Below are 13163 nucleotides of genomic sequence, written 5' to 3'. Positions count from 1 at the left end.
GGCTCGGCCAGCGAGTGCTGGCACATCCCGTCAGGGCAGTTCAGCGCGCATGGCATGCGCTATGACCTCTCCGATGAGTACGGCTGTTGCCGCTGGGCCCCGCAGTGGGGCTGTGGGCAGGATCGAGGTGTCGGCGACGCGGAGACCGTGAACGCCGTGGACTCTCCCGTACTGGTCGACCACCGCGTCCGCAGTATCCGGGCCCATCGGTGCGGTCCCGCACGTGTGGTGAGCGGTGCCGATGTTCCGGTTGATCCACCCGTCCAGTGCGTGATCGCAGTTGAGAACGTCCGGACCCGGCTGGAGGAGCCCGTGGGAGATGTCGTCGAAGGCCGGTGTGGTGATGAGCTCCGCGGTGGCGCGTACGGCTTCGCGCAGGCGACGCCGGGTTGCGGGGCCGGCCAGGTAGCCGTATTCGATGCGCGGGGGCGTCGCTGGGTCCGCAGAGGTCAGGGACAGGCGGCCGGTCCTTCCGGGTGACTGGGCCGAGACGAGGAAGGGCAAGGGCGCGCCAGGCACGGTCGTCGTGCCGCCGACGAGTCCTGCCACGGGGACCAGCGACTGCAGGATCTCCAGGTCGCCCGGATGGGTTCGGTCCGAGGAGGACAGGTGCAGGCAGCCGCCCAGCCAGGAGCCGCGGGGTGCGCCCAGCTCCTGCCGTGGGGCCCACTCCAGGACGAGCTGAGGGTGGTCGCTGAAGCGGGTGCCGACGGCCGGGGCGTCCACGACGACGGGGATGCCGAGCCGCTCCAGGTCGGCTCGCGGGCCGATGCCGGACAACTGGAGCAGATGCGGGGTGACGAAGGACCCGGCGCACAGGACGACCTCGCCGCCGCACAGGTAGGTGTCCTGCCCGTGTCGGCGTACGACGACTCCCGTGGCGCGACCGTCGCGGATGACGATTCTGCTGACGTGACAGTCGCCGACCGCGGTGAGATTCGGGCGGCCCAGCGCCGGCAGGACATAGCTGAGACCGGTGTTGAGCCGCACGCCGTCGACGGCATTGCAGGGGACGGGGCCGAAGCCCGGCGGCGCTTGGTCGTTCTTGTCGGGTTCGCGCGGGTAGCCGAGGTGGTCCGCCCCGGCGCGGAAGGCATCCGCGGCAGGGTGGTCGAGGGCGGCGCGGCGTACGCGCACCGGTCCACAGCCGCCGTGCAGGTCGTCGGCGCCGTGGTCGAGGTCCGTCTCCAGGGCGCGCAGCAAGGGGAGCAGACGGTCGTACGTCCAGGCCGGGTTGCCCGCTGCCGCCCAGCGGTCGAAGTCCCCGCGCCGGGCGCGGACGAAATAGCCGCCGTTGACGGTGGTCGAGCCACCGAGGTGGCGCCCGCGGACCACTGTGTAGGGCCGCTCGGGCGTGAGGTGCGCGGCGTACCGCTGGACGGCCGGGTGGTCAGGCTGGGCTCCGGGAATCAGCCGCGCGTCGAACAGTTCGGGTGCGAAGTCGCCAAGACGGCGCGGAGACGGCCCTGCTTCGAGAAGGAGTACGGTGCGTCCGGCGTCCTCGCTCAAGCGGGCCGCCAAGGCGGCGCCGGAGGCCCCCGCACCGACCACGATCACATCGGCGGACGTCCGGCCCGTGGTCTCACCCACGGGGACGTCCGGACGGAGGGGTGACGCCGTCGGCGGAGAACCACCACAGTCTCGGGCGAAGCGGCTCGGTGGTGCGCTCCCGGACGCAGCCCTTCCAGACACCGACGCTGTACGCCAGGTCGTCGGCGAGACGCGTGACCGTCCAGGGCAGGGCCGGAAGGCTTGGGCGGCCGCGTCGGTGTTCCAGGAGTGGGGGCACAAGGGCGGCCGCGGCCAGCGGGATCCTCAGCCGGGGTACGGCTGCGGCCAGCGGCAGGGCCAGCGGCCACCAGGTTCGTGTCACGGCACGACCGAGCTGCTCGCCTGCCAGCAACGTGCCGCCTGCACTCAGCCGGGCCGCGGTGGCCCACGGTCGGTCCGACCAGGCCGCGAGTTTGCGCGCCAGCAGTCCGGTCGTCCCTGCGGTGACCAGAGCACCGGCGAGCGGCCGCCCTCCCAGGGCCAGTCCCCACGCGAGCGCGCTCCAGCCGGCCATCGACGTGGCCGGGAGCAGGCCCGGGTGCCGGGCAGCCAGCGGCGCGGCGGAGGTGCCGTACTGAATGCGCTGGGCCAGCCACTGGCGCGGACGCGTCCGGTGCCGGTGGGCCACGGTGACCGAGGGGTCGTAGCGGACGTGGTGACCGTCGGCCGCGAGCCGCCACACCAGGTCGACGTCCTCCCCGACGCGCAGCGTCTCGTCGAAACCCCGGCCCACCGCGGTACGCCGCACCACCAACGCCGCGCTGGGCACATAGGGCACGTGCGAGCCGGGTCGTACGAGTGCCTGCCTGGGCCCCATGTCCAGGGCGGAGCGCTCGCACTCGTAGGCCGCGAGGAGACCACGTCCCGGCCCCGCCGCCACGATGCGCGGCGCCACCGCGGCCACGGCGAGATCCGCGAAGTGCGGCAGCAGGGCGTCGGCCCATCCGGGGGCCGGCAGGCAGTCGGAGTCCACGAACGCCACCAAGTCTCCGCCCGCGTGGGCGAGTCCGGTGTTCCGCGCGGCCGCCGGGCCGCCGTTGACAGGGCGGCGGACCAGCCTGGCGCCGGCCGCCCGCACGACGTCCGCCACCGCACCGGGATCGATCGAGGCGTCGTCCACGACGATCACCTCCGGCCCACCGCTGAGACCGGCCAGACAGCGGGCGAGGTGCTCAGGCCGGTCGCGGACCGGTACAACGACCGTCACCGACGGGCGCGGCCCCTCGGACGGCGGTACGGGGTGCATCATGCCCGCCTGGACCAACCGGCGGGCCAGGAGCCCGGCCGCTCGCCCTTCCCCGACCGGCTTCCCGTCGAGCCACGCGCTCACGACCGGCACGGCGCGCGCCGTCAGCCGCATCAGCCGGTACGGCGAGCCTCCCAACAGCACCCGCCCGTCCCGTATCAGGCGCAGGCCGGGGTCGGGGCGCAGCCGGAAGGCCGCGGGGAGAGGGGGAATGTCGATCACCAGGTGTCCTCGAACGTCGGGAAAGCCGGGCGCCCAGCCTTCACCCGGGCGTCTCGACTCGTCGATCCCCCAGGTGGGCAGCAAGTGCGGCGCACCGGCCCGTCCACGGCACCGCGGCTGCCTACCGTCACCCTGCGACGGGACACCCCGCCGCGCCGCGGACGACGAAGGGAACCTCCATGACCGACGACTCGCAGACCTCGAGCGCAGACCGTCTCCCCGCCGAGGACGACCAGCTGATCGAGGAGGACCTGCTCGTCGAGGACGTGTCCATCGACGGCATGTGCGGCGTGTACTGAGGCGTGGAGACCATGCCCACGCACAGGAACGGGTCCGAGCGGTTCGACCTGGACGCGGCCTGGGCCGTGCACCCCCAGGTCGCCGTTCGTCCGGAGCCCTTCGGGGCGCTGCTCTACCACTTCGGCACCCGGCAGCTGTCCTTCCTCAAGGACCGCCGGCTGCTCACCGTCGTACAACAACTGGCCCACTGCCCGAGCGCAGCGGAAGCCTGCCGGGTGGCAGGAGTCGAACCCGCCGAGTCGAGGCGCTACCGGGACGCGCTGGCGCGGCTGGCCGAGTCCCGGATGATCACCGAGCGCACCGGTCGAGCGAGCCGCGGTGACGCTCATCTGCAAGGAGAGGAGGCGCCATGACCGTGCCTTCCGCAGCACCGCCGAGGCCGGCCCGGGCGGGCCGCCTCGTGGACCATTTTCAGCACGGCCTCGACGCGCCGATCTGTCTGACCTGGGAGCTCACCTACGCCTGCAACCTGGCCTGCGTGCACTGCCTGTCCAGCTCCGGCCGGCGCGACCCGCGCGAACTCACCACCGACGAGTCCAAGGCGGTCATCGACGAGCTGCAGCGCATGCAGGTCTTCTACGTCAACATCGGCGGCGGCGAGCCGACCGTGCGCCCGGACTTCTGGGAACTGGTCGACTACGCCACCGCCCACCAGGTGGGCGTCAAGTTCTCCACCAACGGCGTCAGGATCACCCCGGAGGTCGCTCGACGGCTGGCCGCCAGTGACTATGTGGACGTCCAGTTGTCCCTGGACGGGGCCACGGCCGACGTCAACGACGCCGTACGCGGCGAGGGTTCGTACGCGACCGTGCTGCGGGCGATGGACAACCTCGCCGCGGCGGGCTTCGCCGGGTTCAAGATCTCGGTCGTGGCCACCCGCCACAACATCGGGCAACTGGACGCCTTCAAGGCACTCGCCGACCGGTACGGGGCACAGTTGCGGCTGACGCGGCTGCGGCCCTCCGGCCGGGGCGCCGACGTGTGGGACGAACTGCACCCCACAGCGGCGCAGCAACGGCAGCTGTACGACTGGCTGGTCGAGCACGGCGACAAGGTGCTCACCGGGGATTCGTTCTTCCATCTCTCCGCCTACGGCGAGGCGTTGCCCGGGCTGAACCTGTGTGGCGCCGGGCGGGTGGTGTGCCTGATCGACCCGGTCGGTGAGGTGTACGCCTGCCCGTTCGCCATCCACGACGCGTTCCGCGCCGGCAACGTCCGTGACGAGGGCGGATTCACCCGGGTGTGGCGCTCCTCGTCGCTCTTCCAGGAGCTGCGGCAGCCCCAGACGGGCGGCGCCTGCACGAAGTGTTCGGCGTTCGACGCCTGCCGGGGCGGGTGCATGGCCGCCAAGTTCTTCACGGGACTGCCGCTCGACGGCCCCGATCCGGAATGCGTCCAGGGGCACGCGGAGGCGGCGCTGGCCGGCGACCGGTCGTCCGCTCCCCGGCCCAGCGAGGACCACTCCCACCGGGGGCCGGTGCGGGGGCAGCCCGTGCTTCTCGGCCTGCCGGTCCGGCGGGAGAGCCGGCCCACGCGCATGTGCGACGAAAGTCCTCTGGCCTAGCCGAAGGGCCGCTCGGTTCATGAGAGACGCCGAAAGGCCGCTCGGTCCACGAAAGAAAGGGGCGTCATGCCCAACGCATGGTTCGAAACCGTCGCCGAGGCGCAGCGTCGAGCAAAGCGACGACTGCCGGCATCCGTCTACGGCGCCCTGCTCGCCGGTTCCGAGCGCGGCACGACCTATCAGGACAACATGGCGGCCTTCGCCGAGGCCGGCTTCGCGCCGCACGTCGCGGACCTGCCGGCCAAGCGTGACCAGGCCACGACCGTCCTGGGCCAGTCGATCTCCCTTCCGGTGATCATCTCCCCGACCGGGGTGCAGGCCGTGCACCCCGACGGGGAGGTGGCCGTGGCCCGCGCCGCGGCAACCCGGGGCACGGCGATGGGGCTGAGCTCCTTCGCCAGCAAGCCCGTCGAGGAGGTCGTCGCGGCCAATCCGCAGACGTTCTTCCAGATGTACTGGATGGGCGGCAAGGACTCCATGATCGCCCAGATGGAGCGTGCCCGGGAGGCCGGCGCCAAGGGCCTGATCGTGACCTTGGACTGGTCGTTCTCGCACGGCCGGGACTGGGGCAGCCCCCACATCCCCGAGCGCCTCGGCCTCAAGGCGGTGGCGCGCTTCGCGCCGGAGGGACTCACCCATCCGCGCTGGCTGCTCGCGTTCGCCCGGACCCGGCGGCTGCCCGACCTGACCACCCCGAACGTCACCGCCGTCGGCGAGCAGGCCCCGACGTTCTTCGGCGCCTACGGCGAATGGATGCAGACACCCCCTCCCACCTGGGACGACGTACGGTGGATGCGCGAGCAGTGGGGCGGGCCGTTCCTCGTCAAGGGCATCATCCGCGTCGACGACGCCAAGCGCGCCGTGGACGCCGGCGCCCAGGCCATCTCGGTCTCCAACCACGGCGGCAACAACCTTGACAGCACCCCTGCGACCATCCGTGCCCTGCCCGCCATCGCCGACGCTGTGGGCGGCCAGATCGAAGTACTCCTCGACGGCGGAGTGCGTCGGGGCAGCGATGTGGTCAAGGCCCTGGCACTCGGCGCCCGCGCCGTGATGATCGGTCGGGCCTACCTGTGGGGCCTGGCCGCGAGTGGCCAGGCCGGCGTGGAGAACGTGCTCGACATCCTGCGCGGCGGAATCGACTCGGCACTCCTCGGACTCGGGCGCTCCTCGATCCACGACCTCACGCCCGACGACGTGGTGCTCCCGCAGGGCTTCGCCCACGCCCTCGGAGCGCCGCGGCGGACCCAGGCCCCCTGATGACCGCGCTGGCGTCGCTGACCTGGACCGATGTCGCCGATCAGGCGCGGCGCAGGACCGTCCTCGCCGTGCCGGTCGGCGCCACCGAACAGCATGGGCCGCACCTTCCGATGTCCACGGACACCGACATCGCCGTCGCCCTGGCCGAGCGGCTGACAGCGCAGGTGCCCGATGTCGTCGTGGCCCCGGCCGTGGCGTTCGGATCCAGCGGCGAGCACCAGGGTTTCCCCGGCACGCTGTCCATCGGCCAGGAGGCCGTCGAGCTACTGCTGGTCGAGCTCGTGAGGTCGGCGACGGTGACGTTCCCCCGGGTCGTCCTGGTCTCCGCTCACGGCGGCAACGCGCAGCCCGTCCATCGGGCCGTGCGACGACTGCGTACCGAGGGGCGGCACGTCCTGGCCTGGGGCCCGCGCTGGGGCGGTGACGCCCACGCGGGCCGCACCGAGACCTCCGTCATGCTGGCGCTGGCCCCCCACCTGGTACGGATGGAGGCGGCGCGGGCCGGAAACACCGCCCCCGTCCACACACTCCTCCCGCGTCTGCGGGAGGCCGGCCTGTCCGCCTTCACCGCCAACGGCGTGCTCGGCGATCCCGGCGGCGCGAACGCCGAGGAGGGCCGGCTGCTCATCCAGCGAGCCGTGGCCGATCTCGCGGACCTGGTGACCCGGCATCGCCGGCACACCGACGCCGCCTCTTGAGCAGGTGTTCCCTCTGGCCGGACTCGAGCGCAGACGCCGCCACAGCCGGCGGGTGCACGCCTGCGCCGCTCGGTAGTTGAACGCCTGCGCTGCAGCTCGACACTCAGCCGACGAGTCCGAGCTCCTGGGCGCGTCCGGCCGCCTGCGCCCGGTTCCGCACCCCCAGCTTCCGGTACACCGAAGTCGTGTGCTGTTTCACCGTATGCCGGGACAGATTCAGCACAGCTGCCACTTCCGGGTTGCTCAACCCCAGGACCAGATGCTGCAGGACATCCAGTTCACGCTTCGAAAGGCGCACCACGGCGGGTCCCTCGTCCTTCGGGAAGACCCGCGCGCCCTCCGCGACACGCTTCACCGCCGTCACGATCGCCGCGGTCGGCATCTGCTTCGACAAGGACGCCACCGCGCCGTGCGCCGACGCCAGCGCCGCCGACACCCGCCCCTCTCCGGACAGCAGAACCACCTTGACGTGCGGCATCCGGTCCCGAAGGTCCCGGCACAGGTCCAGCCCAGACCGGCCCCCCAACGACGTGCTCACCAACACCAGCTGCGGATGATGCCGCCGCGCCACCTGCCAGGCGGCCTCCTGCGAATCCGCCGCCAGACACGACGCCACCCACGGCTGACTCAGCAACACCGCACGCAACCCCGCCAGCACCAGCTCGTGCTCCTCCGCCACCAGCACGCGCTGCATCTGACATCGGTCCTCCAGCACCGGGCGAACCCGACCCGTGGGAGCAACCCGCTCGGCCAGGACAAGTGTCATGACGACACCTCCGACTACTCCTAGAACATGCAAGAACGGACCGGCCGGCCAACCGCGGCAGGGGGGCTCGCCGGCCGCACCGACCGGAGAGGCTGAAGAAATTCACGGAATTCCCCATCCTGCGACGCCTCCGGCTCTCCCCGTCGTGACCTGGGGTTTCACCGGCGCGATCTGACCTCACAGCTTGACCATCGAACGGCGGACAGACGCCCGGGGAACTACCCGTACGAGTACCTGTCCCCGGGCTCGCGGGGTCTCGGCCCGGGATGTGTGCGGCGGTACGATCGGATCACCGCTCCCGAACTGCGCACGTGGGGACTCGATGCCTACTCCGAACGCCGTGCCGGCGGATCTCACAAGCTTCGTGGGGCGGCGAAAGGATGTCGCCGCGCTCCGACAGCTCTTCTCCACGACCCGCCTGGTGACGCTGACCGGCATCGGCGGGGTGGGCAAGACGCGGCTCGCTCTCCGCGTCGCCAGGGAGATGCAGCGAGCCTTCCCGGACGGCGTCTGCCTGGTCGAACTGGCGTCATTGAAAGACCCGGCCCTGCTCCCCCACATCGTGGTCGACGCCCTCGAGATCAAAGAGCAGTCGACCCGCGCACCGATGACCGTTCTGCGTGGTCATCTGGGGCAACGGCGCATGCTGCTGGTCCTGGACAACTGTGAGCACTTGGTGGACGCCGCCGCGGGCCTGGCCGACCAGGTGCTGCGTGCGGCGCCCGAGGTCCGGATTCTGGCCACCAGCAGGCAGGCGCTCAGAATCGCCGGGGAGCACATCTACCCCGTCCCACCACTGCCGACTCCACCTCCTGGTGACTCCGTCGAGCCCGGCACGGCGACTCGGTACCCATCGGTCACTCTGTTCGCCGACCGTTCGGCGGCCGTCGTTCCCGGCTTCTCGATCACGCCCGACAACGAAGCGGCGGTCGTCCGCCTCTGCCGGCGCCTGGAAGGGATCCCGCTGGCCATCGAACTGGCTTCGGTGCGGTTGCGGGTGCTCACCGTCCATGATCTCGCGAGCCGCTTGGACGACCGGTTCCAGTTGCTGCGGGAAGGTAACCGCAACCTGCCGGAACGGCACCAGACCCTCCAGGCGCTCATCGACTGGAGCTACGACCTGTGCACCCCGAATGAGCAGACGCTGTGGGCTCGGGCGTCCGTCTTCGTCGGCGGATTCGGCACCGACGCGCTCGAAGCGGTGTGCACCGATGAGGCGCTCCCCCGGCATGCGGTTCTCGACACCGTCGCCGGCCTCATCGACAAGTCGATCTTCATTCGCGAGGAGCAAGGAGAGCACGTCCGCTTCCGCATGCTGGAAACCATCCGCGCGTACGGTCAGGCCCGGCTCTCGGAGTCGGGCGAGGAACCGGCCCTGCGCCGACGGCACCGCGACTGGTACCGGCACCTCATGGAGACGGCGGGGGACGAGTGGAGCGGCCCGAAGCAGCAGGAGTGGGCGAGCAGGCTTCAGCTGGAGCACCCGAACCTGCGGCACGCACTGGAATACTGCCTGTCCCAGCCTGGTGAGGCGCGTATCGGACTGCGCATGGCGGCGGCGCCCTGGCTGTGGCTGGCGATGGGATACGCCACCGAGGCCAGGCTCTGGCTGGGCCGAGCGTTGGCGCTCGACGCGGAGCCCAGCCGCGAACGGGCCTGGGCGCTCGCCACTGTCGCGTACATCGCCGCATTCCAGGGAGACGAGGCGGCGGCAGCGGCGTCGGCCGAAGATGCCCGGAAGGTCGCCGTCCAACTGGACGACCCGGCTGCGCTCGCCTATGCCACGCACGTGCGCGGAATGAGCAAGTTGCTCAGCACGGACCTGTCCGGCGCGATCCCCCTGCTCACCGAGGCCCTCGAGCAGTACACCGAGACCGAAGCACCTGCCACCTATCCGGACAATCTCCAGATGGAGTTGGCGGCGGCCCTCATCCTCCTGGGCGAACTCGACAAGGCTGCGGAGATCATCGAGGAGCTGTTCCGGCGCTGCACAGCGGCCGGCGAGCAGTGGGTACTGTCGTGGGCGCTGTGGGGGCGCGGATTCCTGCGGTTGATCCACGGCGAGCTCGACGGGGCGGAAGCCGACTTGTGCGAGGCGCTCAAGATCAAGCGGTTCTTCCACGACACCCTGGGTATGGCTCTCGCGCTCGACGTACTCGCCTGGACCACGGCGGCGAAGGGCAACGCCGAGCGAGCCGCCACGTTGTTCGGCGGGACGAACCCGCTGTGGCAGGCTCTCGGGGCCCCACTGTTCGGCTGGGCACTCCTGCTCGCGCAGCGGGACAAATTCGAGACGATGGCGCGGAAGAAGATGGGAGACGCCGAGTTCGACGCAGCTTTCGAACGTGGCAGTGCCCTGGCCATCGAGGAAACGCTCGCCCTTGCCCTGCGAGAGCGCACACAGCTCGCAAGCAATGCGTCACGTCCTGCTTCGACGCTGACCCGGCGTGAACGCGAGGTGGCCGAACTGGTGGCGCAGGGCCTGTCGAACAAGGACATCGCGGCGCGGCTGGTCATTTCGCTGCGGACCGCGGAAGGGCATGTCGAGAAGATCCTCACCAAGCTCGGCTTCAACACGCGTACCCAGATCGCGAGCTGGGTCGTGCAGCGACAGCCCGATCGGACGTGAACCACCCTCGTGGTCAGGGCAGGGCAGGTATCGGAACAGGTAGTTCCACCCTCAACGGCGCGATGCCCGACCGGCAGATTGGAGGCTGTTCAACCCCTAGCACAGGTAACCGGAGACGATGGCCATGTACGTCACGCCCCCTTCCCATGACAGTGGCCCTGGCCTCATGGCTCCTTCAGGGACCGCAGGCGCACGCCCGGCCCTCGGACGCGAAGCCCGCCAGTGGGACCTGCCGCACGCCCCGCAGGCCGCGGGCATCGCACGCCGCCTGGCCCGCGACACGCTGAAGGGCTGGGGAGTCCGGGAAGACGAGGCCCACCAGGTCGTTCTCACGGTCTCCGAACTGGTCGCCAACGCCGTCGAGCATGCCCTGCCCCCGGTCTCCCTGCGGCTGGTACCGCCCAGCGAGCACCAGATGATCCGCGTCGCGGTCACGGACGGCGGCCCGGCGAACGACCGCGGTGCGCGGACCGCCGGCTGCGAACCCCACGAGCACGGGCGCGGAAGCGCCATCATCGACTTTCTCGCCGCCGCCCGCGGTACGCGCATGTGCGGGGGAAGCGCCACGCACTGGGCGGACCTGCCCCTCGCCGCCTAGTGTGCGCCGCTCCCCCGTGATCCTTTCCATGCGGGGCATCCCCCACTCGGGCTGGTTTCGGTCAGTCGCACCAGAGGGTGGCCTGAAACTGGCCGTACGTTCGCCCGGCTTCGGCTGGTTCCTCTGACCGCGATGGCGGCGAACGACCATGGGAGACGGGCATGACTGAATTCACCGAGTCGGTTGACATACCCAGAGCAGATGCAAAGAGCGTCACGGCGCGGCGTGGCGCACTGATCGCCGTTGCGGCGGTCCTGGCCACCGTGACCAACGCGGTCGCCTTCATGCTCCCGCCGCTCCTGCCGCTGATGCAGGAGCAGTTCGGGCTCGGGGTGGCGGCGTCGGCCTGGATCTTCACCGCCATGACGTTGGGCGGAGGAGCAGGCTTCGTCCTCCTTCCCCGTCTCACCGACGTGCTCGACGATCGCACCACTTCGCTGTTGTCCGGTGGTTTCCTGGTCGTCGGGGCTCTCGTGCCGGCCATCGGTAATTCCTACCCGGCACTCCTGGTCGGGTCCGTACTCCTCGGGTTCGGCGGCGCCGCGCAGCTGCTGCCGCTGAGCTTCCTGCGCCGGCACCTGACCGATGGTGCGGTCGCAACGGCGGTCAGCGTGCTGATCATGGCTACCGGCTCCGGGACGGTACTCGGGATGGTCGGCGGCGGACTGACGGTCAAGTACTTGTCGCTCGCGAGCTTCTTCTACATTCTGGCCGCGGCCTTCGCGGCGACCACGGTGGCCCTGCTCATCATCGTCCCCTCGTCCCGGCCGGAGTCGTCCGGACGTATCGGCATCCTCGGAACCGTGTGGTTGATCGCCTGGGTCACGGCCGTCCTGCTCGCCTTGACCCAGGGCCTCACGTGGAGCGGCACGGCGATCCTCGTGGTCCTGGCCGCGGGTGTCGTCGGCGGCGTCCTGTGGGGACTGGTCCAGCGCCGTTCCGCGACGGCGGTGTTCGACGTCAAGCTGCTGAAGAAGCCCCTGGTCTCACCGGCATGCTTCGCCGCTGGAATATTCGGCGCCATCGATGCCGCGTTCCTGCTGCTGGTGACCTACTACGCCCAGACTCCCGCTGAGGTCGGATACGGACTGGGTGTCGACGCTCTGGGCACCGGCCTGCTCATGCTGCCGTTCGCGCTGATGATGTTCGTCGGTGGCAAGGCCGCCGAAAGGGCCGTCCAAAAGGGCCGTCCGGCCACCGTCCTCGTGATCGGCACCGCGGTCTCCGTCGTAGGGCTCGGCTGGCTCGCCTTCGCCCACGATCAGAAGTGGCAGTACCTCGTCGGTGCCGCCTTCGTCGGCCTCGGCAGCCGAGTGGGCTACAGCGGCGCCTTCGCCGTGCCGCAGCTGGTCGTCCCCGAGGACAAGGCCGGGATGGCCGCGGGCATGGCGGGCACCACCATGGCCATCGGCTTCGCGTTCGGATCGGCAGTGGTCACCACGCTGCTCACCTTTGACACCATCCCCAGGATCGGCCTGCCGAAGGAGTACCTCTACACGGTTGGGTACGAGGTCACCGTCGGGCTCTCGCTGCTGGTCCTGGTCGTCACGCTCATCTCGCGACTGCGCCACGGCGGCGAGCTCAAGGCAAGCTCCGTGGAAGCGTAGCGAGCCGGCCTGCCGGGAGATTGTGCACCGACCGCCGCGCGTTCGGAGGCAGCCGGCCGCAGTCCGGCCCGCTCCGAACGCGCGGCGTGTGGCGTCCGGCCTCGGTGCACACCCCCCACTCGGGCAAGGTCTTCGCCTGCCCGCACCCAACAGCCTCACAAGCCACCTACGTTGCGCGGAACGCCAATGGAGGTGGCTTGTGCCTGTACCCGGTAATGCAGCAAATCGTCACAGCATCGCAGTCAACGGCTCTGACGTATGGCGGAGCGAATTCCGCCTGCGGTTCGGCGATTTCGACGGCCTCGGCCATCTCACGGCGTCGGCCTACCTCGCCTTGTTCGAGGAGACCCGCTCGGCCTGGATGACCGGAACGCTCGACGTCGCGTATCCGACCTATGTGGTGGCGACCCAGCACATCGAGTACCTGCACGAGGTCACGCCCGACGATGGAGCCGTGACCGTCGAGCTGGCCCTGCGTGAGGTGCGGACCTCCAGTTTCCGTGTGGTGGAGCATTTGACGACGGCCGACTCCCTCTGCGCTCGTTCGACAGCGACGCTCGTCATGTGGGACATGGAGCGCCGCCGGCCTCGGCCGATCACCCCGGACGAGCGCGCCGTGTTCGAGGCATACCTGACGGAGCCGACGCACCCGATGGCGCCCTGACGTCCTGCGCAACGCACCGACTCACCCCGCCATCCCCCAGCCGGGCAAGGTTCCGGGC

Annotated in this window: 12 protein-coding genes; 9 read left to right on the top strand and 3 right to left on the bottom strand. The window is 70.5% G+C overall.

Translation table 11 applies throughout. The annotated features are described in order from the left end of the window. Positions 1-30 precede the first annotated feature (30 nt). Both mftG and mftF read right to left on the bottom strand, forming a co-directional pair. Positions 31-1590 (bottom strand): mycofactocin system GMC family oxidoreductase MftG, encoded by a 1560-nt coding sequence (mftG, locus tag SRB17_RS09205; RefSeq protein ID WP_323375212.1) that lies wholly within the window; start codon positions 1588-1590, stop codon positions 31-33. Next, entirely contained in the window at positions 1583-3019 is a 1437-nt protein-coding gene (mftF, locus tag SRB17_RS09200; RefSeq protein ID WP_323375211.1) for a mycofactocin biosynthesis glycosyltransferase MftF, read from the bottom strand. Before mftF ends, mftG begins: the two co-directional genes overlap by 8 nt. Before the next feature lie 179 nt (positions 3020-3198). Here mftF and mftA point away from each other — a divergent pair, with 179 nt between their 5' ends. From mftA to mftE, 5 genes are all read left to right on the top strand, one after another. After that, positions 3199-3318, top strand: coding sequence for a mycofactocin precursor MftA (gene mftA, locus SRB17_RS09195; RefSeq protein WP_153536642.1), 120 nt, complete (start codon positions 3199-3201; stop codon positions 3316-3318). 12 nt (positions 3319-3330) lie between these two features. Continuing rightward, positions 3331-3672, top strand: a complete 342-nt coding sequence (mftB, locus tag SRB17_RS09190) for a mycofactocin biosynthesis chaperone MftB (RefSeq protein WP_153536640.1) — start codon at positions 3331-3333, stop codon at positions 3670-3672. After that, entirely contained in the window at positions 3669-4883 is a 1215-nt protein-coding gene (mftC, locus tag SRB17_RS09185) for a mycofactocin radical SAM maturase (RefSeq protein ID WP_153536638.1), read from the top strand. Before mftB ends, mftC begins: the two co-directional genes overlap by 4 nt. Before the next feature lie 66 nt (positions 4884-4949). Continuing rightward, on the top strand, positions 4950-6143 hold the full coding sequence (gene mftD / locus SRB17_RS09180) for a pre-mycofactocin synthase MftD (protein ID WP_153536636.1): 1194 nt from the start codon (positions 4950-4952) through the stop codon (positions 6141-6143). After that, the gene (gene mftE / locus SRB17_RS09175; RefSeq protein ID WP_153536634.1) at positions 6143-6841 is read left to right on the top strand and encodes a mycofactocin biosynthesis peptidyl-dipeptidase MftE; all 699 of its coding nucleotides are present in this window, start codon (positions 6143-6145) and stop codon (positions 6839-6841) included. The genes mftD and mftE overlap by 1 nt, the downstream gene beginning before the upstream one ends. Before the next feature lie 103 nt (positions 6842-6944). Here mftE and SRB17_RS09170 read toward each other — a convergent pair whose 3' ends face one another. Next, positions 6945-7607 (bottom strand): response regulator transcription factor, encoded by a 663-nt coding sequence (locus SRB17_RS09170; protein ID WP_153536632.1) that lies wholly within the window; start codon positions 7605-7607, stop codon positions 6945-6947. 340 nt (positions 7608-7947) lie between these two features. On the opposite strand from SRB17_RS09170, the gene SRB17_RS09165 reads away from it, so the two are divergent. From SRB17_RS09165 to SRB17_RS47980, 4 genes are all read left to right on the top strand, one after another. Continuing rightward, the gene (locus tag SRB17_RS09165) at positions 7948-10236 is read left to right on the top strand and encodes an ATP-binding protein (RefSeq protein ID WP_323375210.1); all 2289 of its coding nucleotides are present in this window, start codon (positions 7948-7950) and stop codon (positions 10234-10236) included. A gap of 166 nt (positions 10237-10402) precedes the next feature. Continuing rightward, the gene (locus SRB17_RS09160) at positions 10403-10834 is read left to right on the top strand and encodes an ATP-binding protein (protein ID WP_194293956.1); all 432 of its coding nucleotides are present in this window, start codon (positions 10403-10405) and stop codon (positions 10832-10834) included. A 161-nt stretch (positions 10835-10995) separates the two neighbouring features. Next, the gene (locus tag SRB17_RS09155) at positions 10996-12441 is read left to right on the top strand and encodes an MFS transporter (RefSeq protein ID WP_153536628.1); all 1446 of its coding nucleotides are present in this window, start codon (positions 10996-10998) and stop codon (positions 12439-12441) included. 199 nt (positions 12442-12640) lie between these two features. Next, positions 12641-13105, top strand: a complete 465-nt coding sequence (locus SRB17_RS47980) for an acyl-CoA thioesterase (RefSeq protein ID WP_194293955.1) — start codon at positions 12641-12643, stop codon at positions 13103-13105. Positions 13106-13163: the final 58 nt, after the last annotated feature.

It is taken from the genome of Streptomyces sp. RB17 (assembly GCF_009604455.1).
GTDB lineage: Bacteria > Actinomycetota > Actinomycetes > Streptomycetales > Streptomycetaceae > Streptomyces.
Note: the sequence above shows the minus strand (reverse complement) of the source record. Positions and strands in the feature narration are given on the sequence as shown.